Raw genomic sequence first — 18,639 nt, forward strand, 5'->3', positions numbered from 1 at the left:
TTTGCCAAGTCGATGCTAATTAGGTTAAATTTTGACATGTATGGATTCCTTATTGGTAAAAGTAATTGTCCAATTTCTTTATACCGTACTCACTATATTTGGGGGAGGAGTCCATACATCTCCTACGTTAATGCCGTTTTAAATCACGACTTATAAACTGATTTCTTTATTTTCTACACTTACAGTGATTTGTTTGTTTAGCAAGTTGACCAACAAAATACTACGCATGTCGCCGTCTGGCTCTTGATAAATTGCTTGAACATTTTTAAATGACTCTGTGTTTAGATAAACAACATCACCAGCTTTTGGTAGCGTTGATGTTACCTCACTCATATCACTCATAGATTTGAGATGAGCAATAAGCTGCTCAGGTACAATTTGAAATTTATGACCATAAGCAACAAAGCCACTTACACCGCGGGTGTTTTTTACCGCAGAAAAGTTACAATTTTGCGAGTCTAACTTAATGAATAAATAACTAGGAAAAAGAGGAGATGTACGAATTGATCGGCGACCTTTTACGATTCGCTCTATTTTATGTTCAGGAAAGAAAACTTCGTAACCTTGGTTTTCAAGGTTATTTTTTGCTCTTTGTTCTTGTTTTGATTTACAAAAAAGTAAGTACCAACTTTCCATAGCCACACCTAAAATGCTCATGTTCCTTAAAACCAATCCAAATGGATTGATTTTTATGAGCCAGCGATTATACGCAGAGAATTTAGGCGTGTCTATTACAAAGTGCTACATTTTTGGTTACTCAATAAACCTCTATTCCGAGAGATAGTACGCGTTTAAACTTAGCTTTAAGTTATGAGTTAACAATTAAGTTTGCCAGATTTTCATTTAACTCGTTGTTATTAAAATCATGTTCAACTTTATTTCGCGCATTTACTATGAGCTCCCCCATACTTTCTGCGTTATTAGTTACATAATTAATGTTATGCACTAACTGTGCTACAGATCGCTCATCTGCCAGTAAACCTGATTTCTTGTGTTCGATTAACTCTGGTATGCCCGAATGATTCGTCGATAAAACAAGTAGCCCCGACGCCATTGCCTCCATAAGCGCGACCGGTATTCCTTCCATATCGCCATCTTTTGCTGTTACAGATGGTAAAATAAACACTTGCGATTCAGCGAGTAATTTAAGTACGTCTTCGTGTGGTAAAGGGCCTAGCAAAGTAACTTTATCGGTTGCTTTTAGCTGATGGATCAGCTGTTCTAATTCAGTTAACAGTTCTCCACCACCGACAATAGATAAATGCGTATTCTCAGTTTGAGATATAGCCCTTATCGCATACTCTAAGCCTTTTTTTTCTGTTGCTCTGCCTACAGCAATAAGCTTAATAGGGCCGTTTTCGGGGCTAATATTACGAGGAGAAAAATTAAAATGATTAATATTCACTCCCATATGTTGAACCTTAACTTTACCAGGATCTGCGCTGAATTTATTAATGAGTATATCTGCCCAGCGTTCACTAATTGGTAATAGTAACTCTGTACCTGCCACCAGTTTAGAATATTCGTACTGCCATTTAGCGAGTACTTTATACAAGCTAATATCATAGCCATGAGCAATCGTTGCTATGGTATCGCAATGTAGTCCGCTGAATTTTCTCAGCGCATAAGCTAAATGACCATTGGGTAAAAAGTGGCAAATAACAAAATCAGTATCAAAGCGCGTCTTTGCATACTGCGCACATATTGCCAACTGCCTAAGCGACGACATGTTTTTGTTCTTAACGCTGTAAAATAGCGCTTTTATAAAGTCTTTTTTGCTCTTGATTACATAAAAGTTTTTAACCAGAGAGCTTAACATTTGCAACTTGCCTTTTGCCCCGCTCGCAAATGTATCTAGGTAAGTTAATTTTTGCTCTAATTTATACTGTTTAAACTTAGGAGTAAGGTTTGCATCGCTCGTTTTTTTACAAGCAAGCACGTTTACATCAAAACCTTTATCAATTAAGGCACACACCTGCTCAATTACGAATGTCTCAGATAGTACCGGAAACTCATTTACAACAAAGGTGACTTTTTTAGTCATGACGACTCCAGATCCTTATTTTTTTTAAGCAATACACAGCATAAACGCCGGTACATAACAGTACATAAATTGCACTTGCAGTTAGCGAGTCACTTATAACTAACTGCGCTGTATTTAGGGTAAACATAAACCCAACACATATGAGTAGTGAAATTAGCAAACTTGTTATTATGGGTGTTATGTATCGCGAGTAAGCTAAACTCACCGTGTTTTTATAAAACAAAACATACACGGCATTAAGTAACAGTAACTGAATAATTGCATAACTATATGCTGTATACAGTTCGCTAAATTGGGCGCTGATGAAGGCGACTATTGCGTAGATGAAAAAAACACTCACATTCCAGTAGAAGTCGATATTGGTCTTACCTAACCCTTGGCAAATGCTCCCTGCTAAAGCTCCACCAACTGAACGTAACATGTAAAAAATAGTTAATGGTATTAAATACTCAGCTGCACCTAGCTTTTGCTCTGAGTAAAACAAAACGGTTACTTGCTGAGCAACAAACAATAGCAGTATATGTGGGAAAACAAGCATCACAGTTGATATACAATGCGACTTATATACTACCGACGTTAAATTTTTTAGGTTAGATCTGCTTTTGGCAATGAGCGGTAAGGTTAGCTTTCTAACTATCGGGACAATGAGTGATGCTATTTTTTGGGCTAACTGCTTTGCTAAGCTATACAAACCTAACTTAGCAGCATCAATAAACATACCTAATATAATGATATCTAGCTCTTCTCTAAGCTTATTAAGTATCTGAGAGCCCACCTGAAATTTACCATAGCCCCAGGCTTGCAACGCATGCTGTTTACTAAACTTTAACTGTGGAAGCCAAGCTTTGTCAGAAAATAAAGCTAATAGCAGCAGTTTTACAGATGCAGATATCACCACACCAAATACCACAGCATCCAACCCATAATCGAACACTGTTACTGCAATAATCACGAAGCTTGTTGATATTAACCTTGCAGTTATATCAAACTTTGCAAGCGCACTTAATTTATACTCGAGCATATAGCGAGCTTGTAATTGAGCTCCTAACGAAACGGGTATCAAAGCTAAGGCTGCAACATTGAGTAAATAACTCAAGCCTTGCATGTCATAATAGTTTGCAATTAAACCTGAAGTAACCTGCATTATCAGGCAAAGTACAATACCTGCCAAACAACAAACCCAAAAGACCGTTGAATTTAAAGCACTACTTACCTTTTGTACAAAAACCAAGTAATTGGCCATGCCTAAGTCTGACAAAGTTTGATATATATTCACACAAACCATGACTATCGCAAGATAACCAAAGGCTTTGGCATCAAACACTCTAGCTAATACAGTTAACTGCAGCAAACTCAATGCAAATGTGATAAAAGTGGCTCCTGTTTGCCACTTTGCAGCAGATATGATCATACTATTTTTAAGCTTTGCACTTTTACTCGCGCAGGTGTCGGCGGCATATAAGCGGGCGCGCCAATCGCTAAAATAGCCACCGGTTCTATATAGTCTGGAATAGCCATGTGCTCACAAAAGTTAAGATAAATCTTTTTATTTATTTCTCTTGAGTCGATCATGTCGCGACCAAAGTGATTCCAGCACGTCCCCATTCCGGTACTTTGTGCTGTTCCAACCATATTCATGATGGCTGCACCCGCATCAATATATAAAGCTGTTTCAAATTGCTTTAGTGATAATGAGCCATAAAGGCGACGATCCATGCCAATAAAAATAAGTAATGGCGCCGATGTGCAATGCTCTTCTTTTATCTTTTTGAGTAGGTCTTTATCTTGTTGCTCTGTCAGCACTTTAAATTGCCAAGGCTGCCTGTTACCAGAGCTTGGTGCCCATCTTGCTGCGTCTATACATTGATCAGCAAGGGCTTCTAGCTCATCTTTAGAAGGCTGTTTATCGTGCCACACTCGAACACTTCGTCGCTGCTGCACAAAATCCACATATTCTTGCGCTTTTGACAAATCATAACTTTGTGGCGCTTTGCTATACGGCTCAATAAAATTAGATTTCAAATCATTAAAGGCTGTTAAAATTTGCTTTGCCCAGACCAATGTTGGTTCATTTTCGTCTAAATTGCGCTGCTCTAGCTCTTTGCAAATTTCTTTTATACGTTTCGCTTTTTCGTTGTAAATATTAAATTTACTCTCGAATATATCGTTATAAATCGACTTTTCGATTCTGTGGGCTTCATGACGCATTAAAGACAGCAGCTCTTCTTCGGTTAAGTTTGTGATCAACTTATATGGCGGTACCGAAGAATATAAATACTGCTTAGCAGGATCCATTTTTAATCCTGCTTTAATTAATATTTTTTTAAGTGGTTTTTTTAACAGCTTTTTCATTTTATGTATTTAACTAATTTATCAAAGTGCAGTTCATTCCAATTTGGCGTGGTTCTTTCTTGTACAGCCAGAACATCTTGCGTTACTGCTGGCACATCTTGAATTTTATGCGCAAATTTAACGAATTTAACTTCATCAAACCAGTCAAATGCTGAGGTTAACTTGTGATCTACTGTCGGTAGAACAACTGTTGGCTTTTTGCATAAAACAGAGAATATTAAGCCATGAAACCTATCAGTTACTATGTAGTCATATTGACTAAACATAGTTAGCGTATCATCAAGTACTGCTTTTCTTTGCTCCTTTGTGATTGCCTCTGGTATCGTTGTGTCGAATACATCATATGGTCTATCAGCAGATGCAAATAGTTGCTCTAAATCAGTTTGCGTGTATGCCGACTCTGAATCTTTTCGCATACAGTAAAGTATTTTGCCGTTAGTTTGTTCTGGCTCTTTTTGTTCGTTATAAGAAAGAACAAAGTCAGGCGCTTTATCAAGTTTGCACTTAGGGAACATTTCATTAGCAATATCAGACGATTTATTGTCTCTTGCAACCACGGTTAAGTTTTTGTGGTTATTATATATAGCTTCTGTTTTTGACTTTTGTAATTGGCCGAAGTCTGTGTCATGAAAATAGATTGTTTGCGGTAAACTAAGCACTGTATTATCAGGAAAGCTTTCTATCATGATACGGCGAGAGGTCTCGCTCCACATGGCACGGTCGCCCATATTACCACCAGAATGAAGAACAATAGGCGTGCTACTATCTACAAGTGATTTATAGCTATCAGTAAGCCAAGTTGCTTCATCTTTATCTACTTCGACAATTGCATGCTCTGGAAAGTGCCTTTTCAACCATGCCTCTATAGCAACAAACTGTGCTTGATCTCCGATGTTTTTTAAACGACTCGGCGGTGTGATCGCGTAAATGATTTTTTTGCCCGGCGCTTTTAATTCTTGAGTTATTCTCTCTAAGTTTTGTGCAAACTCACGCTTTTTCTTACGTGATAAATAAATTCTATAAATTGGGCGTAGGAGATTTTTTATCAATGTTTTCATCATTTTCCAGGATTCAGTTAAAAATAATCAATTAGAGCAATGTAAATGAGGTTAATCGCTACCAAATAAGTCTCGCGTGTAGACCTTTGCAGCAATATCTTGCAGTTCAGGGACCATGCGATTTGCAATAATGACATCGGCTTTAGTTTTTAATTCCGATAAGCTATGTGTCACTTTTGAGTTAAAAAATGTGTCTTCTTTTAGTTCTGGCTCATACACTATTACTTCAATACCTTTAGCCTTAATTCTCTTCATAATGCCTTGAATTGCCGAAGCCCTAAAATTATCTGAGCCTGTTTTCATTATAAGGCGATGAATACCCACTACCTTTGGATTTCTTGCTAAGACAGAATCAGCAATAAAGTCTTTTCGCGTGGCATTAGCATCCACAATAGCGCGTATCATATTATTTGGTACATTTTTATAGTTTGCTAAGAGTTGCTTGGTATCTTTAGGTAAACAGTAACCACCATACCCAAAAGAAGGGTTGTTATAATGATTACCAATTCGAGGGTCTAAACTTACACCTTCGATGATTTGCTTTGAATTAAGGCCATGGCTTTCTGCATAACTGTCAAGCTCGTTAAAATAAGCAACACGCATAGCAAGGTAAGTATTTGAAAATAGTTTTATAGCCTCGGCTTCTGTTGAGTCTGTAAATAGAGTTTCTATGTTCTCTTTTATAGCGCCGTCAGCTAATAAATTTGCAAACTGAGCCGCTCGTTCAGAACGTTCGCCAACAATAATACGAGATGGATACAAGTTATCGTAAAGCGCTTTACCCTCGCGCAAGAATTCTGGCGAAAATAAAATGTTATCGGTATTAAATTCTTTCTTGATACTTTCTGTAAAACCAACGGGCACTGTCGATTTAATCACCATTACAGCTTTAGGGTTTATTTTTACTACATCGTTTATGACAGCATGAACCGATTTTGTATTAAAGTAATTAGTCTCAGGGTCATAATCTGTTGGTGTCGCTATAATTACAAAATCAGCGTTTTCGTAGGCTCTTTGCTTATCTGTTGTTGCCGTAAAGTTTAGAGTTTTATTTTGTAAAAAGTCTTCAATTTCGGCATCAGCTATCGGTGACTTACCCGAATTCAGTAATGTAACTTTTTGCTCAACGATATCAAGCGCAACAACTTTATTTGATTGTGCTAACAACATTGCGTTAGACAACCCAACATACCCTGTGCCTGCAATTGCGATGTTCATAATGACCCTTTATATATGTAGTGTAATTATATGACTGAATTAACTGCTGTATAGCTAACGCCAGTAGCTTCCATACTTTAAATCTGTAGATGTAGATGAAAACGGCTCAAAGCCACTTCCTGGTGTAAAAGTCATTTCACCAAATAAAACTGTGTTATTAGCAAGGTATAAATCGACCCTTACATAATCAAAACCTTTAGCTAACTTAGTTGCTACCTCTTTTAATTCAACTAAGTGTTCATGTAATGGTAATACGTAATCTCCTGATGGAAATAGCAACTCATCGTCCAGCTTATTAAAAGATAAATCATATAAATTTCGCTTATGATCAGAAAATCGGTCGAAATCAATTTGCAAAAAGCCATTTCCATTACTAAATAAATGGAATTTGAAGTCAGCTAAATCTTCACCGTTATTTTCAATATACTCTTCGACTATTATTTTTTTAGGTATATCGTCATATTGAGTCTCTCCGAGGATTGCACCAATGTATGATGATGCCATTGCCTCATTAAATTTCTGCTCAGTTGCTGGCCAATTTATAGCAAATTTATCGGTAACAATTTCTAGATGCTCTGAACCACTACCAAAGTTAGTTTTAATTACAAATTTATTTGGTAATGAGTTAAAGTCTATTTCGCTAAAGTGATTAAACACCCCGTAGAGTTGAACTAAGTGTTCCTTACCTACTTTCTCTGTAACAAAGCCTCTTACTTGGTACTTATCAGATAGCAAACTATATTCTGATTTCATATTAAGCTTTCTACACTGTAACTTTTCAGTGTAAAGCATAGGCTTAGAAAGCTTAGGAAAGCGCCTAAACTTTATGAAATAGAAAAACTTAATTCTCACCGTAAGAGGAATTAACTTAATCAAGGGTACTAAAAATTTTAAGATGAATTTTTTCACTTAGCCTTTATCCAGTTTCCACTTAGCATTTTGCTAAGCCGCTTAATTTAACTCACTGTTTTTATTTGATTATTGTTAACAATCTATCTAACCAATATTGCTGGTTTGAATATTTTGCCATGCTTTGTGCCCCAGACTCTAAATGAGAATATAGGTTGTCACTTTCAACTAGGCTCAAAAGAGACTCATATAATTCCTTTTGACTACCAGGTTTAAAAATTAAGCCGTTTTCACCGTGTTTAACGAACGCTTTTATACCACCCACATGTGAAACGATTACCGGTTTTTTATAAGCCCATGCTTCCATAATGACTCTAGGGAAGCCTTCATAATGGTTATTAGAAGGCACGACCACTAAAGATGTATTTGTGAAATATTGACCTAAATCACTGTGTGCAAGCTGCCCAGTAAAATGAACACTCTCGTGTAATGATTGTTTTTCTACTTCTTGCTGTGCTTCATGTAAACCGGGGCCATTGCCAATTATTGTAACGTCTATTAAACCTTTTAATTTACTAGCAACAGCAATGAGATCTAATACCCCTTTGTCTTTAACTATTCTTCCAAGGAAGAGAACTTTTAGCGGCTTTCTGTTAGATACAGGGTGGTCATGATGCTCAGGCGCTTTAGCCATTAGATCAACAAATTGAAATGTATTATCAGGCGAGTGCTTTGCACTAAAGTCTTCTAAAACGTCACCTGTGCATAAATTAATTGTATTTTTATGCTTGCAAATTTGCCCTAACTTAAAGCGTAAATATCGCGAGAACAAAAACCCAAAGAGCTTTTCTGGTAATGAGTATTTGCTATCGCGCCATGTGCTAGAGGCATTGGCACACATGTGGTTAATTACTTTTTCACCTGCTTTTAAGGCTTGAATACCAAAAATAATACTGCCAATTGATGGGGTACGAATCCAAAAATAAGCACCTTTATGCTCACTAATTACCTTGTCGGCTTTTGCTTTATAGCTATTGATATAATCACGGTTAAAAATACTTTTAAGCGCAAAGTCCTTAGTAGATGAATAGCTGGGAAATGAATAAAAATGATCTTCATTTACAACTGTACTAAACCCTTCTGGAGGCGTATCAACAGCTTGGCTTGGTGAACAAACATAAACAGATTCAGCTCCTACGGCATCTTGAATAAAAGCTGCAGAGGTTTGTTTGGTGTAATAACAGCCATTATTCGAGTAAAAAGTTTCGCCAACGAATGCAACAATCTTCATTACAAAAAAGCCTTAGGATTAAATGTTATTAATTTTAAATAGCAAAAAGAGCAATACATGATAAATATAGGAAAGAAATATTTTTTCTTGCCTATATGGTTATAAAAATAAAATAAAACAAATGGCTCAACAATTGAGTAAACAAGGGTAAAACGTCCAGATATAATAGATGACTTAGCAAATATAAGGCTAAAAACAACTAAAACAAAGCCTAAATAGACATACTCTGAGTATTCTTTGCTTATCTTTCTGCTCAATAAAAAAAGCAACAATAAGAAAGACATACACAAATACAAAATTGAACTTAAAGACTTTCCCTCTTGGTATTTTGTACCAACGTAATAATCATAACCTAGTGTCGTTAAAATATAATCCATTAACAAGCTCAACCCAGTTATTGATAACACAAAACAGCCTAGCCAAAATAGGTTTCGCTTTAAAAACATATTTCTTTCAGAGTTTAATAAATAACGCACAGAATTAGCTAAAAAGTATACTACTACTGCGGCATTATGAAATAGAATACTGACTGCTGAGATCAGCCAAAACCTCTTACTCTTATAAAAGAACGAAAAAATAACTAAAAATAAGCAAACAGCTATTCCAAATCGTATTTGCGTGCCCAAAAAACCTTGTGAGATAAAAAGTAGGTTAGGAAATGCAAATAAAAATATTGTGTTATTTCTAAATAATATAGCTATTAATACTGACTCTAGAATGAGTGAAAAAACCCAAAATGTTAAAAAGTCGGCCTCAACAAGTTTAAAAGGGTAAGCAACAAACTCAAACCCAAGTTCAAACTGCCACCAGTCATGCTCATAGTTGGCTAAATAGTTACCGTAATCAGCATTTAATGACTTATCAAAATTCATTACCATGAACAAAATACATAGTAATGTAACTTTCAAAAAAAACAGGTAGTAATCTGTTTTTTTAACGTGCCAACTCATGTTATTTAACAACCTTGAGTTGCTTTAGCGTTAACCTGGCAGTTCTTTTTATTAAAGCTTTAAAGAAAAGCAATAGCAGCTTATTATCGTAAGAGAATTTCATGGCTTTTTTATACTCTTTTGCTGCTATCATTGCCCTTATTACAACCAAGTATTTAAAGCCCTTCATTGCGTCAACTGATAAAAATTGCTTATAATTTTCTAACCAAGAAAGAGCAAAGTTATAATCAATTTGCTTAGGTATTTGAATGAAGTCATATACAATTTCATCTAACAAGACGAACTTAGCTCCTGCGGCTTCAAGTGATAGACAAAACTGATAATCTTGATGGCGCTTAAGGTTATCGAATGGAGCCTCTAAAGCAAGCTCTCGAGTAAGAAACAAGCCACTCGTTTGTATTATTTCTTGTGCACAAAATAAGTAATCACCAACTGGCTCGTTTTGCTCAATTTTACGCCTTGGGCGTGTAAACTCTCTCTTACCATCGATAATTTTACATTTTGAGTAAATTACCGCTTTAGAGTTATGCTCATTATCTTCAGATATAAATAATTCATATTGCTTTTGTAGCTTGTTTGCGTACCAAACGTCGTCATAATCTAAGAACGCAATAAATTTACCTTCAGCCTCTTTAACACCAGTATTACGAGCAATACCACCATGTTGATTTTTTGAGTGCTTAACAACTTTCAAACGCTCATCTTTAATCTCAGCAAGTTCATCAACAGCACTAACTGGTGAGCAATCATCAACTACTATAACTTCGATATCATGCACTGACTGAGAAAGAGCACTTGATACAGAATTTTTTAATAACCCTTGAGTCTTTGTATAAAAAGGAATGATGACGGATATTAAAGGCATTTAAAAAATATGTTCCATATATGAAAGAGAAGTAACCACTAGTTTTAACTGTTAAAACTTAAGAATAAGCTTAAGTTTTGTATTTTACATAGCCGTTGAGTGCATAGAGTAAAAAATGTTTGATAGAAGCAAATATAGGCAAGTTTTCTACTTCCCTATATAGTCGCCATTGCCATTTTAGTATCTCAAATTTATTGCTACTCATGCCTACATTAACACGGTACTTTGCAAGGTTTTCCGGTAAAGAATATGCCTTAGGTACCTTCTTAAGAATATTTAACCACATGCCCATATCTTGTCGTTTGCGAATACTAGGCATGTACTGCTTGCCGATAATATGGCTATCATAGACGGCTGTTAAACAACCAATGACATTGCCATTTAATAATTTTTTGTAAGTGGTGTAAGTAGGCGGAATTACGACACCTAACAACTTGTCATCATCAAATTTTTGATAGCCAGTGAAAGATAACGCCACATTGTTAGCAATCATAAATGCTATTTGCTTTTCTAGCTTATCTGCAGCCCACAAGTCATCTGAATCAAGAAATGCGATAAAGCGCCCTTTAGCACGCTCTATGCTATTATTTCTAGCTACGCCAGCACCTGAGTTCTTAGGCAAAATAGCTAAGTCAACTCTGGAGTCTTGCTCCATGTACCCTTTAATAATTTTAATAGTTTGATCGGTGGATCTATCGTCAGTTATTAAAAGCTCAAAATTTGTATAGGTCTGTGCCAAAACAGATTCAATACTCTGTGCAATGTACTTTTGCCCATTGTAAGCAGGCATAATAATAGAGACTAAAGGTTCCATTAGCGACCCATACCACATAAAACAACCTTGATGGTCTTAAATATGATTTTCAAATCATCCATTGTACTGTGATGTTTAATGTAGTGGATGTCATATTTATGTTTCCAAATCGCGTCATTTAATGAAGCGCCATATGGGTAGCGAATTTGCGCAAGCCCTGTCACACCTGGCTTTACCGCATGCCTAAACCGATAGTATGGTATTGACTTTTCAAGCTGCTCAATAAAAACTTCTCGCTCAGGACGAGGCCCAACGATAGACATTTCACCTCTAATAACATTGATCAATTGCGGTATTTCGTCGATACGGGTTTTACGAATAAAATGCCCAACTTTAGTTATTCTGTCATCATTCTCTTTTGCCCATTTAGCACCGTCACGCTCAGCATCAACACGCATCGATCTAAACTTTATTATTTTAAACTCTTCATTATATTGCCCAACCCTCTTCTGTTTATAAATAGCAGGGCCGGGACTCTCAAGTTTAATTAAAATATAAGCAATCAGCGCAATAGGTGAAAATAACAAAATCAAACATGTAGCCAGAACTACATCGATAATACGCTTAGATACCTGAGTTCTTTTATTATTTAAAATTGAAAAAGCTTTCTGATGTAAGAAGTAGCTACTTTGTAACAGAGTAACTTCAGTGTACCCCATTCTTTTATCTAAATAGCTAACAAGAGGCTCAACCCAAGCACCTAGCTCAGTTGCGGTAACTAAGAAGTTTCTTTTGTCTTCAGATAACTTTGAATTGTCAAAATGAGTAATGATTTTTTTATCTAAGTTCACCAGTGAGTAATCATTAAAAATAAAGTTTATTTTGTATTCACTCAATGCTTCCTTTAACAAACCAAGCTTACTCTCTGGGCAATATACATAGACATTTTTTGAACAATATGCATATTTTGGTGCTTTTACTGAGCGCCCTTTCTTTAACTGCTCAAAAAGCAATGAGCTGTCTTCAGTCTCACTGAATTTATAATGCAACATTTATCTTTTAATCCTAAATACGCTTTGAATCACTTAAATAAAAGAGTGAAGAAAATATACTCAAGTTAATTTCTGAATAAATAACCAAGTGAAACAAAGAAAACTGAAAAAAACATTCCTAAGGCTGTACCTACGATACAAATTAATCCGCGCCTAGGCTTCGCCTTCCTTTCGGGAACAACTGCAGGATCAACAGTTTTGAAAATGTATTCATCTCTGACATTAGCAAACATGATTGTTTTTGCTTGCTCTTCTAGTAACTTGTAAAGTACAGATTTAATATCAAATACATCAGTTTTAGATATTTGCTGAGTTAAAAACTCTGCACTTTTATTCGCCTCTGCTACATCTCTGGCTTTCATTACTAAATTAATATCATCGATTAGCCAATCAACCCACTGCTTCGCTACGTAAGGCGAATGGTGAAGAACTGCAAGCTTGATCATCCCTGTTTCTTGATCCTCTTCGACTATTACTTTCTCTAGATATTTTTCATGGGCCTCTTGCATTGAAGGCTTAGGTTTGAATGGTAAACTAACCTCTCTTACCCACTTACCTGTTTTTTGGTCATATAAAGCTGGATCAAACGACAACGTATTTGTTGTAATATCCCAACTTTCTGTAGCCATTAACTCCTTTAGAACATCATGCTTTTCAATGAATTGGCTGCTGAACTTTCTTGACTTTAAAACCTCTAAAGCTAGTTTTACTTCCTTATTACCAGACCCTCCAACATTGATACCGGCTAGATTTGCCAATCCTCCAAATTGACCAGCAAGTGACGCTAATCCGCTATTTTTATCGTCTTCTGCTGGCGCTAACAACGCCTCAGCTTGATAAATATTAGGCAAATTAAGCGCAATAGCGACAGATGAAACTGCGAAAATAAAGGTTATTAATGAAATAATTAGTTTCTTATTCCACAAATAAATAAACAACGCCTTTAAATCAACTTCATCGCTAGGAGTAACTGTACTTACTACTCCTGTTTCTAACTTTTCCATAATTTCTGTTTGGCCTTATAAACTTTTAAATACTACTAATTGCAGCAACAGCAACACCCATTTGGTACACTATTTGTGTAGCGGTGCTCCAAAGCGTTAAATCATTCATATAGCCAGAATCTAGAGGTACAACAATGGTATCTCCAGCACTCAGTAGGTCAGAGTTATTCACAGCAAACCAGCTGCCATTACCCGGTATTTTTACTGAGCCATTAGCTTTAATTATATATACTCGATCTTCGGCTGCTCGCTGCTTGAGGCCCCCACTTAAGTCAATATAATCATCAACAGAAATTCCATTTTTATATAAGTGAGATGTTGCGTAGTTAACTTCGCCAATTACGCTAATAGAGTCTCTTTTACTAGGAATATAAAGCTTATCTCCATCCTGAAGAATTAGGTTTTGCTTGTTTTCTACAATAAGAGGTAAATCAATTACTAATCGTCCAACGGCTTCAACATTTGCTATATCATCTAATAGTTTTGTCATCTCACTGTATGCAGGGGTTTTATTATTATTCGAGTTTTCAAAACTCTTAGATGCGATTTCTCGGCGTAATTCTTCAGATAATTTCGTAAGCTGTTGTTGTTCTTGTTTACGAATTGACTCTCGAGTGAATACAGCGGCATTTAGTTCAGCAAACTTAGAGAAGCCTCCTGCGCGTTCAAGTAGGTTTGTAAGTGTCTCACCGCGTCTAATGGTGTAAACACCAGGGAACCTTACTTCGCCTTTTAGCTCAACTTTTACATTTTCTTGCCAGTTAGGCACTGCAAAAATATTAATACTATCCTTACTCTGCAATAATTTATTCGCATCAGGCTTACCTAACATTGCATCGCTCAAATTAAATTTTATATGCTCAATTTCTGATGCACCGCTAGATACTACTCGAGTTATCTCTGCTTGCTTTAAGTAGGCCGATTCAAGTAATCCACCTGAAGCAGCGATCAACTCATTAACCTCACTTCCATTTGTAAGTGGGTACACACCTGGATAGGTCACATGGCCATTGATTTCAACAAGTTTAATTGCTGACCTTACTGATGCTTGTTGCTTTAATTTTGCTATAACTGGCTTTAATAAGTTGTGACGGCTAAACAGTGCGAATTCTTCAGGCTTGAGGCTATCTTTTCTCTGTGCTGCTTTGTTCTTAGAAATTTCGGCAACAGATTTTACTTCGCTCTCATTATCCTGCTTAACTTCCGTTGATTTTAAACCTATAAACTTTTCATATTCTGACTTTTGAAATGAGTGCCATTGCTTTACTTTTGTTTGCTGAATTTGTTGCTCTTCGCTCAAAGCCATATTTTTCAGAGCTATATCTTCGTCAAATTTACTTTCATAACGACTAAAAACCATTAGCTTATCGTTAACTTGTAAGGCTAAGTCATGCTCTGGAACTTTCACGATAGCTTGAGCAATATCAAATTGATAAACCTCGATGTCTCCAGCAATATTAATTTCTCGAACTAATAGGCCATAAGCCAAATCAGCTTGAGGTAATAAATCACCACGTACTGAAGTTAAAACATCAGAAATATGCTTACCTTGATGCCACTGGTAGTGACCTGGACGAGCAACAGCACCGATCAAGCTAATACTGTTTTGGTATTGCAAACTTATAGGGTTAAAACGAACTCGATCGCCGTCACGAGGAATGTAATCAATTTTTTCGCTACTAAAGTTAACTGATAACACTTCTTTCATATTATTGTTATTGAAGCGTTCAACAATTGCTTTTTTTGCGTAGGCCTGTGGTTTTAAACCGCCTGCCATTTTTAATAACTGCGCCGCTGTTTCACCTTTTTTTAGCTCAAATATAGCAGGGCGTTTTACTAACCCTTCAACAGCAACTTGTGAACCAACAGGTGGAATAAACACAACATCACCTGGTTTTAAAATGATATCGTTACTGCTATCACCATTTATTAATAAATCGTACAAATCAAAATTAGCAACTACTTTACCAGCCCGTTTTACTTGAATATTACGAAGAGAGGCAATATCAGATACGCCACCACTTACAAATAAAGCATGTGAAACCGTTGTGAGTGAAGAAACACTATAACTACCTGGTTTATAGGCTTCACCTAAAACCATCACACGGATACTTCGAAGCTTTCCAATAGAAACAAATGCTTTAATTCCTATGATTTCTTGTTCGGTTTTAGATTTAATTAGCTCTTTTACTTCTGAGAAAGTAAGGCCAGCAACTTGAACAGGACTTAAATTAGGAATACTAATACGACCTTCGCGGTCTACTGTTACTTCGAAGCTCTGATTCTCTTTTCCGTAAAAGTTAACATTTAGAGTATCGCCTCGACCTATCAAATAAGTATCTGGAACAGCAGCATTTTCACTTGGCATAAATGAAGTTGGCTCACCTGCAAACAAATCGTAACCAAACGGAACTATACTCTCTGCTTCAGGGTTGAATTTTTCTTCCTCTGTAAGAGGCTCTTCAACTTTTACAGAGCGTGGATAAATACTCGGGGCTGTCTCAGTTGAATTATCGTTAGCTGCGGAGCTTTGATTACTGATAGATGACAAATCAACGCCATACTGCTTAGCAAGTGCTTCTTGTTGAGCTTTAGGAAGCTTTTTAAATTGCTCGATTTGTGAAGCCGTTGGAGTAAAAGCCAATACTGATGCGGAAGTTAACAGCAAAAAAGTAATGAAAAGTCTTTTAAAAAACATCACAAGTAGGGATATCCATAGTTCTACAGTAAAAAAAGATTGGGTATTCTACCTGAAACTAAAGAAAATAAAAAAGGGACAAACGTCCCTTTTTGTCATTAAACTGTCAACAAAATGGCTTATTTAGTTAAAAACTGTAAACCAACGTTAATGACGTTTCTGTATCCGTGTTTTCTTTATCATCGGCAACATCTGAGTTGTGGGTGATGTTATATGCCACTTTCATTTGTAGTGAACCGTTGATCTTAGCAAGGATTGCAGACTCTGAACGTGTTTTAGTATTGGTATCACCATATTCAACTGATACTAACTGAGTAAAACGTGCACTGTCTGAAATCTGCCAGTTGTAATCAACTTTACCTAGTGCGATTGCTTCACCTTCGCGCTCACCTGCAAGTGAATTACCGTTTTCATCAACTTCAGTGCTGTCGTCTGGGTATTGGAAGTACTTATAACCCGGACCGATTTCAGCGTTTAGCCACATGTCAGAACGGTCGATTAAGCGTAAACCGTAACCCGCTGAGATTACTGACTCGTTGCGATATGCACCAAAGTAATCAGATACGTGTGAGCCGTAGATGAATAAGTGTGAGTGCTTTTCGTTTAATTTATAGTTACCTTGCGCTGAAATTGAGTACTTTTCGTTGGTACGCTGTGTTTCTTTTACACCTTGGTCGTTTTCGATCTCATCTTCTTTGTAGATGCCGTCTAACTTGTACTCGTTATTCCAGTTTTCTAGGTTATGTAATACCTTGATACCACCTTTAAGTGTGGTTGTTTCAGTGTTACCGCTTGTTACGATAGCACCTAATTCACTGGTTACATCCCAAGTTTTGGTTTCATCTGCTGCGAATGCGCTAGTTGCAGCGCTTGCTGCAACTAGAATTGATAATGCTTTTAATTTCATTAAAAAATAACCTTTACGACTTGTACGTTAGACTTATTAGTCTTCTTTGTGCAAATGAACATCCATTTGCGGGAATGGGATTGTGATGTTGGCATCGTCTAATGCGATCTTAATGTTTTCCATTAAGTCGAAATACGTTGGCCAGTAATCAGCTGAGTTAACCCAAGGGCGAACCACAAAGTTTACGCTTGAATCTGCAAGCTCAGATACCGCTACTGTGTATGCTGGGTCTTTTAATAAGCGCTCTTCTTTATCTAAAACTGATTTAAGTACTGCTTTTGCTTCTTTAAGATCTGCATCGTAACCAACACCGATAACTAAATCGATACGACGAGTTGATTCACGAGAGAAGTTTGTAATTGGGCTGCCCATAATTGATGAGTTAGGCATGATAATTACTTTGTTGTCTGGTGTACGTAATTCTGTAGAGAAAATTTCGATTTTCTTAACTGTACCCGCTTTACCACCTGCTTCTACATAGTCACCTGATTTGAAAGGGCGAAGTAAGATGATTAAAACACCTGATGCAAAGTTAGATAATGAACCTTGAAGTGCTAAACCTACAGCTAAACCTGCCGCACCTAAAATAGCAATGAATGAAGTAGTTTCAATACCTAATTGAGATAGTGCCATTAAGATTGTTGCAGCAAATACAATTGCATAGACAATACTAGCAACAAATGAACCTACAGCTTTATCGACTTTCTTTTTATCAAATGCTTTTTCAGTTAAGCCTTCGCAGAATTTAGCGATGCGACCACCGATGAAGAAAATGATTAGCGCTAGAACCGCCTGAACGGCGTAATGTATGATTAAACCTGAATTCTCGTTGATCCAGTTCATTATTGTATCCATGTTCTCTCCTGAAGTTCATTTGTAGCATCACGCTGTACAAATTATATATGATCTTTGGTTAAAAATCATTAAATTACGCATAAAACTACGAAATGAGTATTTGCTCAATTACAAAAACCGCAAGTCTAATCTGCGAAACTGAACGCGAGCTGACCAATGATGGTTTTCTGAATTTTCTGAGGCAAATAAGTTTTTTCTACTTTTTTCAATTTAGGGCTTCACAAGCCAACCTTAATTATGTAATATGCGCGCCACACCAAACGAGGTGTATCTCAGTGGCGGCTGTAGCTCAGTTGGTAGAGCCCCGGATTGTGATTCCGGTTGTCGTGGGTTCAAGCCCCATCAGTCGCCCCACTTCTCCCCCTTAGTAAATCCCTATATTTTCTTAAATATTTTTTATTTTGAATTTCAAGATTTTTCTTTAACACCTGTTTTCAATTCAAAAAGCCGTCAGCTTTCAGCTGTCAGTTTTGAGCCGAACTGTGTTGTTTGATCGCAATACATTCCACCCTTCAGATAGGTGTTGAATGTAAGACGCGCCAAGCAAGCGTGACGCCTACGATGCATGAGGTACTTTAGTGCCGAAGTCCCTAAGATAATTCACGGCTAAAGCCGTTTATATGGACTCCTCCTATTGCACAATACCCTTCGGTAATTTTGTCAGACTGCGTACTTATATGCGGGCTCATAATGAGGAGCTACCTCGGCCCTATGATGTATTCGCGCCCTTGTGCCTCTTCTC

Annotated in this window: 16 protein-coding genes and 1 tRNA gene; 1 reads left to right on the forward strand and 16 read right to left on the reverse strand. The window is 36.8% G+C overall.

The features are described from left to right. Nucleotides 1-150: 150 nt before the first annotated feature. The 16 genes from rfaH to ABMY41_RS18980 all read right to left on the reverse strand — a co-directional run bounded on the left by rfaH (nucleotide 151) and on the right by ABMY41_RS18980 (nucleotide 17,897). Nucleotides 151-636 (reverse strand): transcription/translation regulatory transformer protein RfaH, encoded by a 486-nt coding sequence (gene rfaH, locus ABMY41_RS18905; protein WP_287242900.1) that lies wholly within the window; start codon nucleotides 634-636, stop codon nucleotides 151-153. A gap of 172 nt (nucleotides 637-808) precedes the next feature. Further along, entirely contained in the window at nucleotides 809-2,044 is a 1,236-nt protein-coding gene (locus ABMY41_RS18910) for a glycosyltransferase (RefSeq protein ID WP_349275886.1), read from the reverse strand. Further along, complete coding sequence (locus ABMY41_RS18915) at nucleotides 2,037-3,455, reverse strand: oligosaccharide flippase family protein (protein ID WP_287242904.1); 1,419 nt, start codon at nucleotides 3,453-3,455, stop codon at nucleotides 2,037-2,039. Before ABMY41_RS18915 ends, ABMY41_RS18910 begins: the two co-directional genes overlap by 8 nt. Further along, on the reverse strand, nucleotides 3,452-4,396 hold the full coding sequence (locus ABMY41_RS18920; protein WP_349275888.1) for a nitroreductase family protein: 945 nt from the start codon (nucleotides 4,394-4,396) through the stop codon (nucleotides 3,452-3,454). The genes ABMY41_RS18915 and ABMY41_RS18920 overlap by 4 nt, the downstream gene beginning before the upstream one ends. Then, the gene (locus ABMY41_RS18925) at nucleotides 4,393-5,445 is read right to left on the reverse strand and encodes a polysaccharide pyruvyl transferase family protein (RefSeq protein ID WP_349275890.1); all 1,053 of its coding nucleotides are present in this window, start codon (nucleotides 5,443-5,445) and stop codon (nucleotides 4,393-4,395) included. The genes ABMY41_RS18920 and ABMY41_RS18925 overlap by 4 nt, the downstream gene beginning before the upstream one ends. 60 nt (nucleotides 5,446-5,505) lie before the next feature. Continuing rightward, a complete protein-coding gene (locus ABMY41_RS18930; RefSeq protein ID WP_287242909.1) occupies nucleotides 5,506-6,672 on the reverse strand; it encodes a nucleotide sugar dehydrogenase in 1,167 nt (388 codons plus the stop codon). Nucleotides 6,673-6,726: 54 nt separating this feature from the next. Further along, nucleotides 6,727-7,464, reverse strand: coding sequence for an ATP-grasp fold amidoligase family protein (locus tag ABMY41_RS18935; RefSeq protein WP_349275898.1), 738 nt, complete (start codon nucleotides 7,462-7,464; stop codon nucleotides 6,727-6,729). Nucleotides 7,465-7,642: 178 nt separating this feature from the next. Further along, on the reverse strand, nucleotides 7,643-8,812 hold the full coding sequence (locus tag ABMY41_RS18940) for a glycosyltransferase (protein WP_349275892.1): 1,170 nt from the start codon (nucleotides 8,810-8,812) through the stop codon (nucleotides 7,643-7,645). Beyond that, nucleotides 8,812-9,762 carry an EpsG family protein gene (locus tag ABMY41_RS18945; RefSeq protein ID WP_287242911.1) on the reverse strand — a complete coding sequence of 317 codons (951 nt, stop codon included), beginning with the start codon at nucleotides 9,760-9,762 and terminating at the stop codon, nucleotides 8,812-8,814. The genes ABMY41_RS18940 and ABMY41_RS18945 overlap by 1 nt, the downstream gene beginning before the upstream one ends. A 1-nt stretch (nucleotide 9,763) precedes the next feature. Continuing rightward, nucleotides 9,764-10,627 (reverse strand): glycosyltransferase family 2 protein, encoded by an 864-nt coding sequence (locus tag ABMY41_RS18950; protein WP_287242913.1) that lies wholly within the window; start codon nucleotides 10,625-10,627, stop codon nucleotides 9,764-9,766. A 70-nt stretch (nucleotides 10,628-10,697) separates the two neighbouring features. Next, on the reverse strand, nucleotides 10,698-11,441 hold the full coding sequence (locus ABMY41_RS18955; RefSeq protein WP_287242915.1) for a glycosyltransferase family 2 protein: 744 nt from the start codon (nucleotides 11,439-11,441) through the stop codon (nucleotides 10,698-10,700). Continuing rightward, nucleotides 11,441-12,433, reverse strand: a complete 993-nt coding sequence (locus ABMY41_RS18960; protein WP_349275894.1) for a sugar transferase — start codon at nucleotides 12,431-12,433, stop codon at nucleotides 11,441-11,443. Before ABMY41_RS18960 ends, ABMY41_RS18955 begins: the two co-directional genes overlap by 1 nt. Nucleotides 12,434-12,498: 65 nt before the next feature. After that, nucleotides 12,499-13,437, reverse strand: a complete 939-nt coding sequence (locus ABMY41_RS18965) for a Wzz/FepE/Etk N-terminal domain-containing protein (RefSeq protein ID WP_287242917.1) — start codon at nucleotides 13,435-13,437, stop codon at nucleotides 12,499-12,501. Nucleotides 13,438-13,462: 25 nt separating this feature from the next. Further along, nucleotides 13,463-16,135 carry an SLBB domain-containing protein gene (locus ABMY41_RS18970; RefSeq protein WP_287242921.1) on the reverse strand — a complete coding sequence of 891 codons (2,673 nt, stop codon included), beginning with the start codon at nucleotides 16,133-16,135 and terminating at the stop codon, nucleotides 13,463-13,465. A 127-nt stretch (nucleotides 16,136-16,262) separates the two neighbouring features. Continuing rightward, nucleotides 16,263-17,042 (reverse strand): DUF481 domain-containing protein, encoded by a 780-nt coding sequence (locus ABMY41_RS18975; protein ID WP_058583923.1) that lies wholly within the window; start codon nucleotides 17,040-17,042, stop codon nucleotides 16,263-16,265. A gap of 36 nt (nucleotides 17,043-17,078) precedes the next feature. Then, the gene (locus ABMY41_RS18980) at nucleotides 17,079-17,897 is read right to left on the reverse strand and encodes a mechanosensitive ion channel domain-containing protein (RefSeq protein ID WP_054563554.1); all 819 of its coding nucleotides are present in this window, start codon (nucleotides 17,895-17,897) and stop codon (nucleotides 17,079-17,081) included. A 278-nt stretch (nucleotides 17,898-18,175) separates the two neighbouring features. Between ABMY41_RS18980 and ABMY41_RS18985 the strand changes: the two genes are divergently transcribed. Further along, nucleotides 18,176-18,251: transfer RNA gene (locus ABMY41_RS18985), tRNA-His, on the forward strand. The last annotated feature ends 388 nt before the right edge of the window (nucleotides 18,252-18,639 follow it).

The organism is Pseudoalteromonas sp. BZA4, from assembly GCF_040104395.1.
GTDB lineage: Bacteria > Pseudomonadota > Gammaproteobacteria > Enterobacterales > Alteromonadaceae > Pseudoalteromonas.

Excerpts from the sequence above, each read along its gene's own strand:
- rfaH (WP_287242900.1), bottom strand. The coding sequence starts at position 636 with ATGGAAAGTTGGTACTTACTTTTTTGTAAATCAAAACAAGAACAAAGA.
- ABMY41_RS18910 (WP_349275886.1), bottom strand. The coding sequence starts at position 2,044 with ATGACTAAAAAAGTCACCTTTGTTGTAAATGAGTTTCCGGTACTATCT.
- ABMY41_RS18915 (WP_287242904.1), bottom strand. The coding sequence starts at position 3,455 with ATGATCATATCTGCTGCAAAGTGGCAAACAGGAGCCACTTTTATCACA.
- ABMY41_RS18920 (WP_349275888.1), bottom strand. The coding sequence starts at position 4,396 with ATGAAAAAGCTGTTAAAAAAACCACTTAAAAAAATATTAATTAAAGCA.
- ABMY41_RS18930 (WP_287242909.1), bottom strand. The coding sequence starts at position 6,672 with ATGAACATCGCAATTGCAGGCACAGGGTATGTTGGGTTGTCTAACGCA.
- ABMY41_RS18935 (WP_349275898.1), bottom strand. The coding sequence starts at position 7,464 with ATGCTTTACACTGAAAAGTTACAGTGTAGAAAGCTTAATATGAAATCA.
- ABMY41_RS18940 (WP_349275892.1), bottom strand. The coding sequence starts at position 8,812 with ATGAAGATTGTTGCATTCGTTGGCGAAACTTTTTACTCGAATAATGGC.
- ABMY41_RS18945 (WP_287242911.1), bottom strand. The coding sequence starts at position 9,762 with ATGAGTTGGCACGTTAAAAAAACAGATTACTACCTGTTTTTTTTGAAA.
- ABMY41_RS18950 (WP_287242913.1), bottom strand. The coding sequence starts at position 10,627 with ATGCCTTTAATATCCGTCATCATTCCTTTTTATACAAAGACTCAAGGG.
- ABMY41_RS18955 (WP_287242915.1), bottom strand. The coding sequence starts at position 11,441 with ATGGAACCTTTAGTCTCTATTATTATGCCTGCTTACAATGGGCAAAAG.
- ABMY41_RS18960 (WP_349275894.1), bottom strand. The coding sequence starts at position 12,433 with ATGTTGCATTATAAATTCAGTGAGACTGAAGACAGCTCATTGCTTTTT.
- ABMY41_RS18965 (WP_287242917.1), bottom strand. The coding sequence starts at position 13,437 with ATGGAAAAGTTAGAAACAGGAGTAGTAAGTACAGTTACTCCTAGCGAT.
- ABMY41_RS18970 (WP_287242921.1), bottom strand. The coding sequence starts at position 16,135 with ATGTTTTTTAAAAGACTTTTCATTACTTTTTTGCTGTTAACTTCCGCA.
- ABMY41_RS18975 (WP_058583923.1), bottom strand. The coding sequence starts at position 17,042 with ATGAAATTAAAAGCATTATCAATTCTAGTTGCAGCAAGCGCTGCAACT.
- ABMY41_RS18980 (WP_054563554.1), bottom strand. The coding sequence starts at position 17,897 with ATGGATACAATAATGAACTGGATCAACGAGAATTCAGGTTTAATCATA.